The 17524-nt window shown below is 48.1% G+C and carries 14 protein-coding genes and 1 tRNA gene; 2 read left to right on the top strand and 13 right to left on the bottom strand.

The features are described 5' to 3' along the window. Window positions 1-3: 3 nt before the first annotated feature. The 4 genes from BUQ91_RS02020 to BUQ91_RS02005 all read right to left on the bottom strand — a co-directional run bounded on the left by BUQ91_RS02020 (window position 4) and on the right by BUQ91_RS02005 (window position 4365). Window positions 4-1125, bottom strand: coding sequence for a hypothetical protein (locus BUQ91_RS02020; protein ID WP_072827400.1), 1122 nt, complete (start codon window positions 1123-1125; stop codon window positions 4-6). A gap of 8 nt (window positions 1126-1133) precedes the next feature. Continuing rightward, complete coding sequence (locus BUQ91_RS02015) at window positions 1134-2339, bottom strand: hypothetical protein (RefSeq protein ID WP_074207961.1); 1206 nt, start codon at window positions 2337-2339, stop codon at window positions 1134-1136. Window positions 2340-2515: 176 nt separating this feature from the next. Beyond that, entirely contained in the window at window positions 2516-3052 is a 537-nt protein-coding gene (locus tag BUQ91_RS02010) for a DUF4416 family protein (RefSeq protein WP_074207960.1), read from the bottom strand. A gap of 2 nt (window positions 3053-3054) precedes the next feature. Then, complete coding sequence (locus tag BUQ91_RS02005) at window positions 3055-4365, bottom strand: hypothetical protein (protein WP_074207959.1); 1311 nt, start codon at window positions 4363-4365, stop codon at window positions 3055-3057. 105 nt (window positions 4366-4470) lie between these two features. Between BUQ91_RS02005 and BUQ91_RS02000 the strand changes: the two genes are divergently transcribed. Continuing rightward, window positions 4471-6843, top strand: a complete 2373-nt coding sequence (locus BUQ91_RS02000) for a DNA internalization-related competence protein ComEC/Rec2 (protein WP_254842207.1) — start codon at window positions 4471-4473, stop codon at window positions 6841-6843. 47 nt (window positions 6844-6890) lie between these two features. On the opposite strand, the gene hisN is transcribed toward BUQ91_RS02000, so the two are convergent. Further along, window positions 6891-7727 (bottom strand): histidinol-phosphatase, encoded by an 837-nt coding sequence (hisN, locus tag BUQ91_RS01995; protein WP_074207957.1) that lies wholly within the window; start codon window positions 7725-7727, stop codon window positions 6891-6893. 9 nt (window positions 7728-7736) lie between these two features. Continuing rightward, entirely contained in the window at window positions 7737-8834 is a 1098-nt protein-coding gene (gene hisC / locus BUQ91_RS01990; protein ID WP_254842206.1) for a histidinol-phosphate transaminase, read from the bottom strand. A 54-nt stretch (window positions 8835-8888) separates the two neighbouring features. Here hisC and BUQ91_RS01985 point away from each other — a divergent pair, with 54 nt between their 5' ends. Next, the gene (locus BUQ91_RS01985; RefSeq protein WP_139255866.1) at window positions 8889-9596 is read left to right on the top strand and encodes a hypothetical protein; all 708 of its coding nucleotides are present in this window, start codon (window positions 8889-8891) and stop codon (window positions 9594-9596) included. A 6-nt stretch (window positions 9597-9602) separates the two neighbouring features. On the opposite strand, the gene BUQ91_RS01980 is transcribed toward BUQ91_RS01985, so the two are convergent. The 7 genes from BUQ91_RS01980 to BUQ91_RS01950 form a co-directional block, all read right to left on the bottom strand. Further along, entirely contained in the window at window positions 9603-12170 is a 2568-nt protein-coding gene (locus BUQ91_RS01980; protein ID WP_074207954.1) for an ATP-dependent Clp protease ATP-binding subunit, read from the bottom strand. A 189-nt stretch (window positions 12171-12359) separates the two neighbouring features. Next, window positions 12360-13535: a nucleotidyltransferase domain-containing protein gene (locus BUQ91_RS01975; RefSeq protein ID WP_072827409.1), complete on the bottom strand. Its 1176-nt coding sequence runs from the start codon at window positions 13533-13535 to the stop codon at window positions 12360-12362. A gap of 402 nt (window positions 13536-13937) precedes the next feature. After that, window positions 13938-15338 carry a TldD/PmbA family protein gene (locus tag BUQ91_RS01970; protein WP_072827410.1) on the bottom strand — a complete coding sequence of 467 codons (1401 nt, stop codon included), beginning with the start codon at window positions 15336-15338 and terminating at the stop codon, window positions 13938-13940. A gap of 1 nt (window position 15339) precedes the next feature. Continuing rightward, window positions 15340-16131 carry an imidazole glycerol phosphate synthase subunit HisF gene (hisF, locus tag BUQ91_RS01965; RefSeq protein ID WP_074207953.1) on the bottom strand — a complete coding sequence of 264 codons (792 nt, stop codon included), beginning with the start codon at window positions 16129-16131 and terminating at the stop codon, window positions 15340-15342. A 10-nt stretch (window positions 16132-16141) separates the two neighbouring features. Then, window positions 16142-16465, bottom strand: coding sequence for a thioredoxin (gene trxA / locus BUQ91_RS01960; RefSeq protein WP_072827412.1), 324 nt, complete (start codon window positions 16463-16465; stop codon window positions 16142-16144). A gap of 39 nt (window positions 16466-16504) precedes the next feature. Beyond that, window positions 16505-17266, bottom strand: coding sequence for an RsmB/NOP family class I SAM-dependent RNA methyltransferase (locus tag BUQ91_RS01955; protein ID WP_074207952.1), 762 nt, complete (start codon window positions 17264-17266; stop codon window positions 16505-16507). Window positions 17267-17444: 178 nt separating this feature from the next. Continuing rightward, window positions 17445-17515, bottom strand: a tRNA-Gln gene (locus BUQ91_RS01950). Window positions 17516-17524: the final 9 nt, after the last annotated feature.

The following is a 17524-nucleotide window of genomic DNA, read 5'->3' as shown; positions in this document are numbered from 1 at the left end:
CTACTAGAAGAAGCTTCCTTTAACGCCGACGGCGATGGTCCACTGCTGGCCAATGTCACCCCAGTCCGGAGCGTTCCACTTTTTCATGGGCTTTTCGCTATACTCGTTCATAGGATCGGAACCGCCCGCCTTGTCGTGAATCGGGAGCGAGAACGCAAGGAACACCGGGAAATCCGGGTTCGAGAATTCCAAACCGTACACAAGCGATATGGACCAAGCCTGGTGATCCGGATCCGGCTTCGGGTCGTAAGAGCCTTCCTTTTCCGAAGAAATCCAAGCCACGCCAAGCGGAATAGAGAAGTTCACGCCAAACGACTGCACAATGCCAGAACGTCCACGATACCCGTAAGCGATAGAACCGCCAACGGACGGAGGCGTAAATGCACCAAGGTCGTTCTCGCCATACGGCTTGAAACGGTACTTGAAGCGGTCTCCATGTTTATTGAGTTCACTCCAGTAGCTGTCGTTAAATTCATTTTCGCCCGAGAAAAGGTGCATTGCAAACGGATGAGTATAGCTCAAACTGTAAAGCCAAATTCCCTTGTCCGTATCGCGGCTGTAGTCCCATCCAAGCGTAAGCGAATAAAGCCCACTACCTTTCTGGAAACTGCTCGGCAAGATTTCCTTTCCGCCATCCGTTCCGCGCTTGATATCGTACTGCCCCGTCGGGATTGTGAGAGATGCCGAAAGCGAAGCCGCACCGCCACTGCCAATCGTCTTCGAGAAATCGAACGAAATATCACCGAAGCCGCCCGTCGTGCGATCCGTCGGAGGTTGATTGCTACGATACTGAACTTCGCCCTGATGGCTCATGAACGGAATCGAAACGCCAACTTTGGTATCCCATGTAGGCTTAATCGAGAAATGCGGAGTCACAGTCAGTGCAGAAAAATTCTGCCCCACGTTATACTTCGTAAAGACTTCCGTTTCGAGATAACCTCCCGAAACTCCCTGGCCAATCCACTTGATGCCGTCACCAGAACCGCCACCGGAACCGCCTGCACCGCAACCGCCAATAGATTCCCACGGAGTCGCTGGCGTTACAGGCGAATTAAAGCCGGCGTAAAAAGCAACCGCAGCAAGCGCGACAAGAGAACAACCTTCAATCAAAAAATTCTTTTTCATGTCGAACCTCACGGGAGCTTAAGCAAATAAGCATTGTCAGTACCAGTTGCCAAGAACTTGCCATCAGGAGAACGGCCTCCCATCATAGGCACAGTCGTTACCACACGATTATCACCGACCCATTCTACAGCAACATCCGAAGGGGCCCCCGCAGTCAAGCGGACTTCACGCATCAATGTACGGCCAGCAGAACCATCTTGAACAGATGATTCAAGCAATTTAACCTTGTTCTGCATCTTGGATGTATTGGCCGGGAAATCGGTCCACAGCACAAACAGTCTACCGTTATACGCAAACCAATGCGGTTGAGCCGGTTCAGACATCATGTCTTTTGTACGTTCAATCTTGATGGCCTTAGAATTTTCGGACAACTCCTGGATATAGGCTTCCCAAGTCGATTCCCCGTCTTTCATATTGTAAACGACAAAATTTCCATTCGGCGAAATTAAAGGACTGTCAATATTCCAGTCTTCACGGCCCGCAGGCTTTTTCAGACGAATAGACTTAGCGTCATTCGCATAGTCCACAAATACGATTTTTCTTTGCGGATTCTTATCGCCCTCGATATAGGTCAGGCGTACGTTTTTCGTTCCAAAGAAGCTCTCGACAGACGAATTATCGCCATCGCCTTCCGATTTTACCGCAGGGTCAACCCACACATGCGGAGTAGCCTCTTCGATAATCCCCTCTTCTTTGAACCAGAACTTTTTCTTATCCGAGGTGCGCACGGCAAAAATACCAAAGTCTAGAGCATCGCCGCAAGACTGATTGCTATCGAAGCGCTTGCCACGCAAAGCCACGATGTAGTCCGCATGCGTACTCCATTCCGGATCCTGGAACTGGCATTCTCCCTTATCTTCGTCGATCATCAAATACCACTTTACATTATTTGCGGTATCCGAAACCGTCAAGCGGTCATGCTGCCTTACGTCAGTCACAGAATAGCCTGCATCATGCTTATTCACCTTAAGTTTGGTAAAGTTGAGCCAAAGCATCGATGCCGGGAAATTCACGGTATCTTGCGAGACCGAAGGATTGCAGGTTTGCTGGGCATTATTTTCGTCACCATCTACCGGAAATAATTTTCCGATTGCGGTTTCTTCGCTGCCTGAACCAGAATTTTCGGAATAATCCGCAACAAACGGATCCGGACTATAGCACGCCAAAAGCGCAAAGGTCGAAAGACCAAGGAGTAAAGACTTCTTATTCATCATCTTGTAATATAACAAGAAAAAGAACTTAGAAGTTAGAACAGGGAGCTGAGAGATGGGTTTTGACTCATTAGTTCGGAGTTAGGAAGTCGGAATTAGGAATTACAAGTTACTAGTTCTAAGTTACTAGTTATTAGTTAATAACTAATGACCATTTACCAATGAACAACGACTAACAACTAACCACCCTTTCGGGCTTTTTTGAATTTTTCGCGAATTAACTGCAAATCGTGCTGGTAGGGGTTCCTCATAAAATCGTCAAAAGCCCAAGCAGTCGGGTGGAAAACGCCCTTCGCATACGTCAAAAGCATATCAAGCCACACGCCCTTGCCCGCATAGAGCTTAAACGGTCCGCGCTTGTAACTTGGGAGCACCACCTTATCCATGTCCATATAGCCGATGTCGATATTTACATGGCGCAGTTCCGGAGTCTCTGCCGATGCGGTCGTGAGCTCCAGCGCATTGCTACGTTCCTTTTCTTCGGCAATCGTCTCTGGCGGAATTTCCTTTTCAAATGAAACTACCCCGCGATACAAGTTTTCGCCCATCTCGGGCTTGTAGTAATCCGTCTTATCAAACGCAAAGAGGCGCCCTTTATGGCGAATCTTACCCCAAGTCTTTTCTAGAAGTTCAATAACATTCGGGTCCCACTCGGAGCCCTTTTGCAATACAAACGCAATCAGCTGAGCGTTTTCAGAAAATTGAGAAGCTTTCATTTTTAATGCGGGAATATCATCAATGACGAACGAATTATTTCCATTTGTTGCTTTGTAAACGAAGCATCATCTAGTTCGTCAACCGTTACCGGGAACATGATATTATCAAGATCAGGGCACGAATAAATGCTAGACTTCGCCAAATAAGTACCTCGTTCACGAGCATGGCCTTCGGGATTTTCACCCTGCTTATAAAGACCACTCTTTAAAATATATTCACAAAACGGGGTATCTGTCAAACCATCTTCAATATTCGAAAAGTCCCCAACAACGACAGGGGTGCCATCACTCAAAGTCATCGTCTGGTTTAGATCACGTCGCGTTGTAGAAGTGTGCCTAAGTCCAAAAAAATGCCCCGTTTCATGCACTGCAGTCATTGCAATGATGTCCGACGAAAGCAATTCAAATTCGTTAGATGATTTTTTTACGTATTCCCCAATCACGACTGAACTTTCATTGCCAGCCCCAAGCACACCAGAGAACAAACGGGAAAAGCCCATGACATCATTTTCACCAATGCTATGCACAAGTACAATATTCAACGCATTGCTAAGCCCTTCTTCGGGCCAACCCGTCAATTCACTGACAAACAAATCTTCAGAACTTACACCAGCCACCCAAGGCTGATCGGCCGGATAATACGCACCCAAAGTCGGATGATTCTGAGCATAACGCACATAGAGAGTATCTATCGTTACACCATAGTATTTTTCACGGAAAAGTTTCAGCATAAAACTCGACAATTCATCAATATTCTTGCCGTCTAGGGTATTTACCATAGAACCAACAACAATCAAATTAATCGAGAAATGGTCGCTATAAGAGCCAAGCCCCTGAAAACTGATATTCTCTACGTTGCCTTTATAATATTCTCCGTCAACTCCAAGCGTGGTAAACCATATCGACATTTTATTTTCTTCACAAACAAAAGAATAAACATATCGATTTCCGACTATAGTAGGTGACAACGTCCGAACTCTTACTGTTCCCACCTGATTTTTTGAATTTTTCAAATCATAAGTACGGAACAATTGCAATTCCGGAGCAGGTTGCGTTGTATCAATATCAAATGAAAGCGAGTAAGAAGCCCCCGGATGAACGACAAGCGCAATTCCTCGGGCAAGGTTAACGGCAGCAGAATCATTCTTCGCCAAGTCATTTGGATAAAGTTTATGAACTATGGGACGACTTGAATCAGGTGGAAGTATAGGATGTCCATCAGCGTCAACGGATTCGGAACACGATGTAAAAAAACACGCCCACAAGGTGCAAAGAATCCCCAAGATCCACAAATTTTTACAAAAATTTTTCATAAACTCCTAATCCAAACACTCCTCAAAAGCGTGTATAAAATACAGACTCACTTAAAATACAAAAGAATTGAGAAAATGAAAAAAAATATTAAAGAAAAAATATTTATGGCGTTTAAAGAGCTCATTGCACCATTGGACGGGAAACCCGCTCTTGTGAGCGCCATCGTTTTAACAGCGACTTTGGCAGCCCTAGACATGCCAAATTTCGCCATTTTTCTGCTTGGAATGGTGTTTTTGCTCACTCATTCCTTCCGTCGGCACCTGCAATGGGTGATTTTTGTGACCATGGCAATAGGAATTATTGTTCATGAGGGAATTCCTAGAATTTTAGAGCCACAAGGCGAGCAATTTACTAGTGAGGTAACAGGCAAAAATGATGCCATCGGCAATTCAGGGTGCGGAAAAGTCGAATCTAGGCTACCGCGCCCCAAAGGAACCGCGTTTATAATCAGTGTTTCGAATTCTGCCGAGGAAACCGCTATTGGAAATGCGCGCGGAAGGTATTATAAAGTACGCCTGACCGAAAAGCGAAACTTGCCAGATCTTCCATTGCCGGGAGATTCCATTTGTTTTGAGGCCTCATGGTATCCAGTAATGCCGCCGAGCGTTCCTGGAGCTTTTGATACGCAAGGGTGGCTAAATTCACAAGGACTCGCTGCATACGGCAAGTTCAAACGGTGGACTGCATATCAGGGCAATTGGACGTTCGAACGGAGCTTTTTTGAATTCCGGCAATTTTTGCAAAGGCGATTTGCAAAGTTTCTCGACCCCGCTGAAACAGGGCTCCTGATGGGGTTATTGGCGGGTGATCGCTCCGGAATTCCAGAAGTGCTGCGAAGCGATTTTCAGCGTTCCGGGCTTGTACATGTACTTGCAATTAGCGGTTTCCACGTCGTTTTGCTCGCGGGAATGCTCATGATATTTCTTAAAGCCACAGGCCTACCGCACAAAATCGTCATTTTCATTGCAACGGCGCTCCTCGCGGTTTACGTTCCCGTAACAGGCGGCTCACCCGCCGTTCGTCGCGCCGTCATGATGTTTGCCATTCCGCAAATTGGCACTTTATTTGGAAAGCCCGCAAATACGCTAAACAGTCTAGGAATAGCATTACTCCTTATCATTCTACCGGAACCAAACGTTATATGGAATCCAGGATTTCAGCTTTCTTTTGCAGCCACAGCAGGAATCATCATAGGGACACCGCATAACCCGACAAAGCTGTTGCCCGACAGCCTCAAGCAAAATAAACTTTGGCAAAAATTCCAAGCATTCGCTATCGACCCAACATACGTCACACTCTGCGCGACTCTTGCGACAGCTCCGTTCCTCATTCACCATTTTAAAACACTTTCGCCATTTGCATGGTTTGGAAACATCATCATCGTTCCCGCCATTTCGCTCGGCATGCAGGCAGGCCTTTTCGCGCAACTTTCACCCGTTGACTTTATCAGCGGAACATTTTGCGCAACAGCACGATTCTTTTTACGATTAGCCTCACTCCTCACGAGAATTTTATCGGATGGCGCAGCCGCTTCAACAACAGTCGGGCCTTTTTCGCCTGCCGCACTCATTGCACTTGGAGGATTAATTATACTATTGCCTGTTTGCCGCAAAAACTATATCGCCCGCAAGTACGTTTTTTTGTACATTCTCGTCACTTCAGCCATTTTTGCATACAACAGCTATCACGAAGTTTTACACCCATCATGGACTCTCACAACAATTGACGTCGGGCAAGGCGACAGCCATCTCGTCAAGACGCCATCTGGCAAACATTTTCTCATTGACGCTGGCGACAACAGTCGCCAAGATTCCGGCAAAGACATCATTGTACCATTTTTGCACCATATCGGTGTACGAGAACTCGATGCACTCATTATCACCCACCCCGACAAAGACCATTTCGGAGGCGCAAAATCTATTTTGAAAATGTTCCCCGTCAAAGAACTTTGGACAAGCGATTGTTCCATGAAAGAGAGCAAACCCGACTGGCAACAAGTTCTCAGTGAAGCCCGCAAAAGGAACGTCCCCATCCGCAACATCCATCGCGGCATTCTGTGGAAAGAAAACTACTTCGAAATGCGAACAGTCCACCCGCGAAACGACGTTTGCGTCGAAGCGAACGAAGGAAGCATCACGCTTCGGCTCAAGGGGCTTGGGCATTCAGCAGTCCTCACCGGAGACCTCACCATCAAAGGCGAAAAAGAAATCATGAAGACAGACGCTTATCTGAAAAGCGATGTGCTGAAACTCGGACACCATGGTTCCAAAACGTCTAGCAGCGTACCGTTCTTGAACGCCGTCTCCCCCACGTATGCCATCATCCCAAGCGGTCGCAAGAACAAATTCCGTCACCCGCACAAGCAAGTCACCGACCGCCTCGACTCGCTAAACATTCCCTACATCAACACAGCAAAAAAAGGGACGATAACGTTCACGTTCGTCCCTGATTCTATAAGCTATACAACAATGTGGTAAACAGCTTGTCATGCCCGCGAAAGCGGGCACCACCCTCTCGTGATCGCCTACTTTTTCAAGCAATCGAGTGCAACATTGTGCAAGAGCCCGTTCGTCGCAATGCTTGTGAAGCCTTCGTAAATCGGAGCCGTTGGCTTACCGTTTGCGTCGAAGAGTTCCGTCTTGCCATCGATGGTACTGAACTTGCCACCCGCTTCCTTCATCAAGAGCGGGAACGGAGCAATGTCCCACAGCGAAACGACCGGATCCACCATAATTTCGGCACGGCCTGCAACCACAAGGTAATAGCCGTAGCAATCGCCCCAACCGCGATGCAAGCGAGCACTGCGGCGGAGTTTCGTAAAGCCTTCGCCAAAGCCCTTGTCTTCCATTGTATTGACCGTTCCCGAAAGCACAAGCGCATCACTCAACTGCGATACCTTCGAAGCGCGAACTTCACGGCCATCCAAGAATGCGCCGCCGCCATTCACCGCCCACACAGCGCTTTTCATTGCAGGTAAGCGAATCACGCTTGCAATCGGAACGTTCTTGTGGTAAAGACCAATTAGCGTTCCGAACAAAGGCACACCGTGGATAAACGATTTAGTGCCGTCAATCGGGTCAATCACCCACTGGTATTCCGCATCCGGGCTTTCAATGCCGAATTCTTCGCCAATGACGCCAAAGCCAGGCGTTTCCTTCGCCCAGAATTTGCGGGCGAGTTCTTCCGTTCCCTTGTCCGCAATCGTCACGGGAGTCTTGTCAGCCTTCCATTCGACGCCCACATCGTTCTGGTAAAACTTAAGGATGTTCTCTTCGGCAAGTTCCGCCGTCTTGAGCGCAATCTTCAAAAGTTCCAGATTCTCGGGAGCGACACCGGCCTTTGCAATTTCGCGATTTTCCATAGTAAGCTCCTAGCCAACCCACTTCTTGACAAGCGAAACAAGGAGTTCGTTTTCTTCAGGCTTGCCCACCGTGATACGGATATGTTCCGGCATGCCAAAACTCGTAAGACCGCGAACAATCATGCCGTTCTGTTCCAAGAAAGCGACCAAGTCGCGAGCCTTTGGGCCGACATTTACACAAATAAAGTTTGCCTGCGTCGGAAGCACCTTGAAACCAAGCGCACTAAGTTCACGGTTCAAATACTCAAAGCCAACCGCGTTGTTCTTGCGTGTCGCTTCAACGTGAGCGGTATCGGCAAGAGCTGCCACAGCGGCCACCTGAGCGGCTTGGTTCACGTCAAACGGCGGCTTGATTTTCCACATGTGACGGACAACTTCAGCATTTGCAATGGCATAACCCACACGGAGCCCAGCCAAACCGTAAATCTTACTGAAAGTGCGGTTGAGGAACAAGTTCGGGTATTCCGAAAGCAGCGGAGCCATCTTCGGATAATCAGCAGCCGTTGCAAATTCAGCATAAGCTTCGTCCAAGAACACGAGAACGTTCGACGGCACTTTCGCAAGGAAGCTGCGGATTTCAGCTTCGGTGTAATAGTGACCGGTCGGGTTGTTCGGGTTGCAAATGAAAGCCACGCGCGTCTTTTCATTGATAGCTGCAGCAAGCTTATCAAGGCTAGCTTTTTCTTCACCTTCACCCACGCCAATAAAATCGGCTCCGTTCGAAAGCGTCGTAAACTTGTACACGGAGAACGTCGGCGTAATGCCTACGCAATTATCACCCTGACGGATAAAAGCCTTACCCACCATGTCGATGATTTCATCAGAACCGTTACCAATAACAACCTGATTCTTGTTCACGCCAAATCTTTTGGCAATATCGTCAATAAGCTTTGGAGCATCACCACGCGGGTACAAGTGCAAGGAATTTGCAATTTCATGAAACGCTTCCACCGCCTTCGGAGAAGCGCCCAGCGGGTTCTCGTTAGACGCGAGTTTTACAACATTCTTAAGACCATAACGTTCACGAATTTCGTCGATGGACTTGCCAGGGACATAATCGGAAAGTTTAGAAAGTTCTGGACGCGGATCGACCACAAATACCTCCATTTTAACGCATGTAAATTTAGCTTTTACCAGCGGATTTATCTAACTTTGATGAACATGAAGCACTTTCTTTGCCTACTATTTGCCTTTTTAGCAACAAACGCTTTTGCACTCGACCACATGTGGGACATGCGGTACACCTTCGGTCCCGAAAGTCGCCCATCGCCAAAGATCGGGCTCGGCATCGGCATCCGTAGTCCCTTCAACTCAAACGTACTCTTCCCCATCAACTTTACGACCCGACTCAACAAGCAATTTGACGTCGGCGCAAAGCTCGATATCAACACGTACAATCAATTAAACGAAACAAGGACTGCCCTAGACCTTGGTGTCCGTTACCGTTACAAACCAAGTTCTTTCCTTGCTTTTGATGGATACTTGGACTTGAGCGACATCAGTGCAAGCGCAATCGTATTCACCGTAGGAACACAACAGTTCATTGCAAAATGCTTTGCCAACTACTATGAACTTCGCGCAGGATTCCTCGACGGGGCTACAAAGTACAACGGCGAAGAAGGCTATGTCAAGTTTTCTGGAGCAATGATACCGACTCTCGTTTTCGGACAAATGTTCCGCATCTTCCTTGAAATCAACTCTTCGGCCAGCATAGGCAATCTCCGCCAAGACTTTATGGTCGATATCATCCCGAAATTTGAGCTGACATTCGGCGGAACCCACATTCGCATTGACTTTGACGTGGGCGTAATGCAAGAAAAGAACAATGATATAAAAACCATTGCTCTTTACGTTATGACAGCGCTTTAACGCCTATTATTTCACTACAAACATTCCGTCCTTGTAGTCCACCACAGCAGGCTTTGCCGCACTCACGGTACCCGAAAGTATCGCGTGGCTCAACGGGCGTTCAATGTTACGTTCTATATAACGTTGTATCGGGCGTGCACCGAATTCCGGCTGGTAAGCACCTTCCGCAATCGCATCAAGTGCCGCATCCGAAAGCGTAAGCACCAAGTCCTGACGGGCAGCGCGGTTCGCCAAATCCGCAAATTTGAGTTTCACGATTTCGCGAATCTGCTTCTTCGAGAGGCTCTGGAATACAAGCACTTCGTCCAAACGGTTCAAGAATTCCGGGCGGAAGAATGCATGCAAGTCGGCTTCGACATCCGCAAGCGCAACCTGCGGCGGTTCACCGTTCTTGGCGCTAGCCGCACTCAAGCGGAACTTCTCGGCACCCAAGTTCGAGGTCATCAAAATCAAGGTGTTCTTGAAGTTCACCGTACGGCCCTTGCCGTCCGTCAAACGACCGTCATCAAGCACCTGCAGCAGCGTATTGAACACGTCCGGGTGCGCCTTCTCGATTTCGTCGAGCAAAATCACGCAATACGGATGTGTACGAACAGCTTCAGTCAGCTGGCCACCTTCTTCGTAACCCACGTATCCCGGAGGAGCACCGATCAAACGGCTTACGCTATGCTTTTCCATGTATTCGCTCATGTCGATACGGACAAGCGCGTTTTCGCTATCGAAAAGTTCCACAGCCAAAGCCTTTGCAAGTTCCGTCTTACCCACGCCCGTCGGGCCCAAGAAGAGGAAACTTCCAATCGGCGCATTTTCACGAGAAAGACCGCTACGGTTACGGAGAATGGCTTCGGACACGGCTTCGACAGCTTCGTCCTGACCAATCACACGGGCATGCAAACGTTCGTCCAAGTGCAACAACTTTGCCTTTTCGCCTTCGCAAAGCTTTGTCACCGGAATGCCCGTCCAACGGCTCACCACAAGGGCAATCGTCTCTTCGGTCACTTCTTCGCTCAAGCCGCCTTCTTCAGCACTCTTGCGGAGCGCTTCAGTCTTTTGAGCCAGTTCCTTTTCGATGTTCACAATCTTGTTGTACTTGAGTTCTGCAGCTCGGTTCAAGTCGTAACGGGCTTCCGCCTGTTCCATCTCGTCCTTTGCAGCCTTCAAGGATTTCTTCAAGTCCTGCACTTCGGCAAATGCAGCGCGGCGGTCTTGCCAGCGTTCCTGCATCTGCTTGACCGCAGCATCCGTCACAGCCAAGTCTTCACGGAGCTCTTTCAAGCGCTTGACGCTTGCTTCGTCCGTTTCCTTAGCCAAGGCCTGCTCCTCGATTTTCATCTGGAGTTCCTTACGCTGCAAGGTATCGAGTGCTTCCGGGACCGTGTCCATCTGCGTTTTCACAAGGCTTGCAGCCTCGTCAATCAAGTCGATTGCTTTATCCGGGAGGAACCTATCACTGATGTAACGGTTCGAAAGTTTCACAGCTGCCACGAGCGCGTTGTCGTGCAGACGCACACCGTGGTGCGCATCAAAGCCATCCTTAATGCCACGCAAGATAGAAATAGCTTCGTCTTCGCTCGGTTCCGAGACCTGCACCGGCTGGAAACGACGTTCCAAAGCGGAATCCTTTTCGATGTACTTGCGGTATTCCTGCGTTGTCGTTGCGCCAATGCAGTGGAGTTCACCACGAGCGAGCTTCGGCTTGAGCATATTGCCCAAGTCCATGGATCCTTCGGTCTTGCCCGCCCCCACAATGTTGTGGAGTTCATCGATGAACATAAGCGTATTGCCATCTTCTTCAATAGCGTCAATCACAGATTTGAGACGTTCTTCAAAGTCGCCACGGTATTTTGCACCCGCCATCAATGCGGACAAATCAAGCGCAAAGACCTTTTTGCCCTTCAACGCATCTGGCACGTCGCCGCGGTAAATACGTTCGGCAAGGCCTTCGACAATAGCGGTCTTACCCACACCCGGTTCACCGACCAAGCAAGGGTTGTTCTTTGTCTTACGGCTCAAAATCAAAATCACACGGCGGATTTCTTCTTCACGGCCAATCACCGGCGAGAGCTTTCCATCAGCCGCCATTTCCACGAGTTCACGACCGTAGAGTTTCAGCGGAGACTGTTCCTCGGCGTTCGCGGCTCCCGCAAACGGGTCCGAAAGCCAAGTTTCCACCACTTCGGTCGAACCAAGCGCATCTTCAAAAACTTTCGCCAGTCCGCGGTCGCCCGAGAACTTCATCAAAGCCACGAGCAAATCGCCCGGCGTCACCATACGGCTCACCTGACGCGCCGCCTGCACAGCCGCACGCAAAATGCGGTTCAAGTCAGAATCCGGTTCTACATCCGGGTTCACGCCTTCCATGCGCGGGATTTTCTGGACAAACGGTTCCAAACGGCCACGGAGTTCCGAGGTCTTTACGCCTTTAGATTTATAAAGTTTCTTCAAGGTTGCATCGGGACCTTCAACGAGGCCCACCGCCAAATGAGCCGCACCCAAGTAGGAATGCGAACAGCGGTCGCGCAAACTCTGCGCTTTTGCCAAAACCTTTTCTGCATCATTAGTAAAATCGGACATTTTATCCTCGCTTTTTCTTTTTTCCCCAGTTTAAAAGCAAACCGCGTGCCAAAAAAGGAAATTCGCATCAAACATCCCCAAAGAGCCGAAATCAGCTCAAAAAAGCTCCCCACCTATTCAAAAAATAACACGCAAACGTTTCAAAAGCAAAGGCTCAAAGCATTTTTTTGAAACACCGGCAGAACATCTTTATTTTTCACAGAGCGATTTTCTTCGATCAGAATTAGCTTTGTTATGGTACATACTCCATAGAGAGAATCGACGAGTCTTAATTCTTAAACCAATCGTCTTGATAAAGTGAAACCAATAATCAAGTTCTCTGCACAAGACCTCAAACGGGGAATACCACATTTTCCGTACAAAAAACAATCGATGTTTTAACCAACGCAGCAAAACGTTCATCGAAGAGTCTTTCAACCGCTCCGCTGCATAAAAGCCAAAATTTCCACCTTCAAGAATTACAGCCAACATCTTTCGTCCACTCTTTTCATTCGGTTTACAGAGCATCTTGGACTTATCAAGCCCAAACACATTGCCCAAAACCCACATGAGAGCACGACAGCCATGCAAAAGCCCAAATTCCGAAAGTCTATTCGAAATTTCACGCAGATCGTCCTCAGTTGAATGAACTAGCAATATATAGTAGTCTATAATTTGTTTAAAACCAATACCGCCAGAAACAAAATGCCGCTGGATATGAGCCAATTGCATAACAAGCGCAAATTTCATCGTCGGGACACAAAAACCTTCACTGACTCGTTCAACATTCTGGATTTCTTTTTCCAAAAAACGCAAAAGACGAGCCCCAGAAAAGGGATTCCAAATTCCAGAAGACGGACGGAAATGAATTTCAACGGGAATATCGTTTTCTACTGGATGTAAATGAACATGATGCGGTACGACTAGATCCTTTTCAGGAATTTCATACCCCATGTTCTTCAACAAATCTAGAACGCTTTTACGGCCACCATCAACCCACAAATCTATATCTCCAACTTGCCGCATATAAGGATCAGGATAAAGACAAGCATTGGCAGGTCCCTTAAGCACAGCCGTTTTACGACCTTGCGCCGCAAAAAGTTCGGTAAGACGGGCGGCTTCCGCATTCAAGAGCCTATTTTGCCCCTTTATGGTTTCCGCTTCACTAGCCCATTGAAACGCAATTTCAAGTGGAGGTTGCTGTTCGCGAGGCAAAAGACTTATAGCTCGATAAACAACACCCACCAAAAGATTCTTAATACATTCTATATGTAATTTTTTCCACGCCTCTGAACTCAAATTATGCGACAAACTACGACGAGAGCCATTATTGTCAACGGCAATCCGCAAAAGTTCATACAACGCTTCATTTTCTAATTGATTCATTATATATCAATATTAAAAAATAAAAATCCTGGTTATTAACAAAAAAGCCTTTTTTGAGCTAAAAAAGTCAATTATTTTCTTAAAAAACTATTTTACAGGCCTTTTAGAGACTCAAAACCATCATTAAAAAACAAAGAAAGCGTTGTAAAGCTTTACATCGGAAAAGTACCAAAAATAAGGAATAATATTCCAAATTAAACTATTTTATGAATACAAAACCAAACATCCCATACACCAAAACAACGGCACCTCTCACGAGATGCCGTTGTTTCTTTTTTACACAACTTTCTTGTTTTATTCGAAATCGTTTTGTACTTTATTCGCGATGACAACCCATAATACTCAAAAGCCCTCTTTGCGAGGGCTTTTTCCATTTTCATGGATAGGAAATGCGGTAAACGGCTACCGCCCACCGACTAGGATTTGGTCAACCTTGATGGAGGGCTGCCCCACCGTTACCGGCACATGTCCTGAAGAGGCTCCACAAACGCCAGCAGCTTGTTCAAAATCCGTACCGACCATGCTTATACGCGGCATGATTTCGTGGCCTTTGCCAATAAGTGTAGCACCACGAACCGGTTCGCAGATTTTGCCATTACGGATAACATAGCCTTCGTCAACAGCAAAGTTGAACTCGCCTGTTGCCGGGTTCACAGAACCGCCAGCCATGCGGGCCGCATAAAGTCCGTTATCCACGCTAGCAATCATAGAATCGAGCGAATCCTTGCCCGGAGCAATGAACGTATTGCGCATACGGCTTACAGGCGCATACTTGTAACTTTCACGGCGAGCACTACCCGTACGGGCAACACCTACTTCGGCAGCCCCCACGCGATCGCTCATGTACGTTTTCAAAATACCGTTTTCAATCAGAACCGTGCGTTGTGTAGGCGTACCTTCATCATCATACTTGAGGCTACCCCATACACCATCCATCGTGCCATCATCAATTGCAGTAAGGCAAGATTGTCCAATGGCTTCACCAAGCTTTCCGCAGAACGGGCTTGCACTGCGACGGATTGATTCTGTTTCCAGCGGATGTCCGCAAGCTTCGTGGAATATCACACCACCAAAGCCATTGCCCATGACAACAGGCATCTGACCGCCAGTGATATAGCCAGCATCAAGCATGCGCAGCACGCGCTCGCCACATTCTGTGGCCAACGCTTCCGGGGAATAATTGGCTAAAAGTTCATAACCGCCAAGAGCGCCCGGAGCCTCATGCGTTGTCAAACGTTCCGTTCCATCTGTTGCCGTCACATTGACGTTCACGCGCAAGCGACCGCGCGTCATTTCGAGATGCAAGCCTTCACTGTTCATGAGAGAAATCGATGTACAGCTATCAGTCACACTCGCGCCCACTTGCGCTATCTTCGGTGATAGCGCACGAGCGGTCTTGTCCGCACGGAACAAGAAGTCTTGCTTTATAGCTTGGCCGAGCACACGCGGGTCTTGGTATGCAGCTACGTTATAATCGCAAATGCGCTTTTCAGGAGCAAACTCAAACGGCTTGGCCGCAGAACCCACGCCACCAGCGGCGGCAGCGATACGCCCGAACGCAAGCGTCTTCACGAGCTTAATCAGAGCTTCTTCGCTATCATCGCTTGTAAAGCCATACAGGACTTCCGTCCCGTACAAAAGACGAACACCGATACCATATTCGGTACCCGCAGTTGCCGTTTCAATCTGACGGTCTTTCAAACCGAGGCTCGAGCTTCGCGTTTCTTCTTCGAAAATTTCGACAAAGTCTGCACCGGCACTTTTGCCAGCTTCAAAAATCTTTACGGCAACTTCTGGATTCACGTTAAACCTCGCCGTTCATCTTCTTGCGCACAGGGATTCCAGCAGCAAGCATTTCACTCTTGATTCCCGGCACCGTATAATCGCCAAAATGCACCATCGATGCAACGAGAGCCGCATCAGCACTCGTCTTGCGGAACAAGTCCACAATGTGGTCCGGAGTTCCGGCGCCACCGCTTGCAATCACGGGCACCTGCACCGCCTTTGCAATCATGTCGGTAATCGTGAGTTCGTAACCGTTCTTGACGCCATCGGTATCAATGGAGTTCAAACAAATTTCACCCACACCGAGTTCCTCGGCTCGCTTTGCCCACTGCAGTGCGTCAATGCCCATCGCTTGGCGGCCACCGCGAATAAACACTTCGTAACCGCTCGGAATCTTGTCCGAAACGCCCACGAACTTCGCATCCATGCCAAGCACAATGCACTGGCGTCCAAAGGCCTTTGCGCCTTCGGCTATAATTTCCGGATGCAACACAGCAAGACTGTTCACGCTCACCTTTTCTGCACCAGCGAGAAGAGCCTCATGCATGTCGTCCAAGTTACGGATACCGCCACCCACAGCAAACGGGATAAACACACGCTTTGCAATCTGGCGAATCATTTCCATGTCGCACGGGCGATTTTCTGCACTTGCCGTAATATCGTAAAAGACAAGTTCATCAACACCATCGTCACTATAACGAGCTCCCATTTCTACGGGATCGCCAATGTCGATATTACCCTTAAACTTTACACCCTTCGTGACCTTGCGGTTACGAACATCCAAGCAAACAATTAAACGTTTAGTGAGCATGATCTAGTGATTAAAGGTTCTTTTCGATGGCGTTCTTGAGAGTAGCCTTCGGTACTGCGCCAACGACGTTACCCACTTCGACCCCGTTTTTAAACAACTTCATGTTCGGGATGTTCGTGATGCCAAAGCGAGCGCAAATGTCAGAAACACCTTCGTCATCGACATTGATCTTTGCAATAATGGCGCGACCGTCAAACTCGTTAGAAAGTTCCTCGACCACAGGGCCCATCATCATGCACGGACGGCACCAAGTAGCCCAAAAATCAACGAGCACAAGCTGACCCGAAGAAATAACCTTGTCAAAAGATTCTGCAGTAAGATTTAAAGCTGCCATAAAAAATCTCCTATTTACCGGTAGGAAATATAGCAATTATTAAACTATTTTCCTCATCTTCGCACAATAGATGGGGCCGCAACCATGAGCCTTATCCGGCAAAATATGCACCCCAAGTTCAGTACGATCCGCACCATCCGGCAGGTCTTCAATACGAACAAATTCCATCATCTTGCGTTTTTTCAATATCTTTGCAACCACGGCATCATTTTCGAGGGGCGAAAGAGCGCAAGTTCCATAAACAAGCTCACCACCCGGTCGAAGCGCATCCACTGCCGACGCCAAAAGCGACCCCTGCTCCACGGACAAACGCTTTACGCGTTTCACAGACCAAACTTCAAGATGCGACGGAGAATTGAGCACATGCCTGTCCGATGAACACGGAGCATCGAGCAAAATGCGGTCATAGCACTCCTTCTTGTGCATGCCAAATTTCACGCCGTCATAGCCCGTGACATTGATAATCGAACGCCACGACTCCGGCAAGGAATTTTCCAAAACATGCTGCAAGCGGAGTCGCCTATCCGGCGAACGGTCGTTGCACTGGAGCGAGCCTTCACCTTTAAGCATCGATGCAATCACAAGCGATTTTCCACCCGGCGCCGCACACATGTCGAGCACGTCCATTCCAGGCTCAACACCAAGCGCATTAGCCGCAAAGACCGAAGCCTCGTCCAAAAAATACGGTTCCAAGGAATCTGCAAACTGGAGTTTCGTAGCACACCCCTCGCCTTTCAACGATTCCAAAAGCGCAGGCCAACGATCGGCGTAAAGCTGTTCAAAGTAGTCAAAAAATTCCATAGCTCAAATATAGGTATTAGGTTATAGGTTACAGGATATAGGAATAATATCACGTGCTCCGCACGTCTATAACAAACGGCGTAGCCGCAAATTCCAACCTAACACCTAAACCCTAACACCTATTAACCTAAAAAAATAAAAAACTCTCTGCTCAGGAGTAAGAGCAAAGAGTCTTTCGTTGAGCTACCAGGATTCGAACCTAGACAAACAGAGTCAGAATCTGTTGTGCTACCGTTACACCATAGCTCATCAGTGCGC

The sequence above is a fragment of the Fibrobacter sp. UWB11 genome, from assembly GCF_900143015.1.
GTDB lineage: Bacteria > Fibrobacterota > Fibrobacteria > Fibrobacterales > Fibrobacteraceae > Fibrobacter.
The sequence above is the reverse complement of the archived record's forward strand: the minus strand, read 5'-3'. Positions and strand labels throughout refer to the sequence as shown.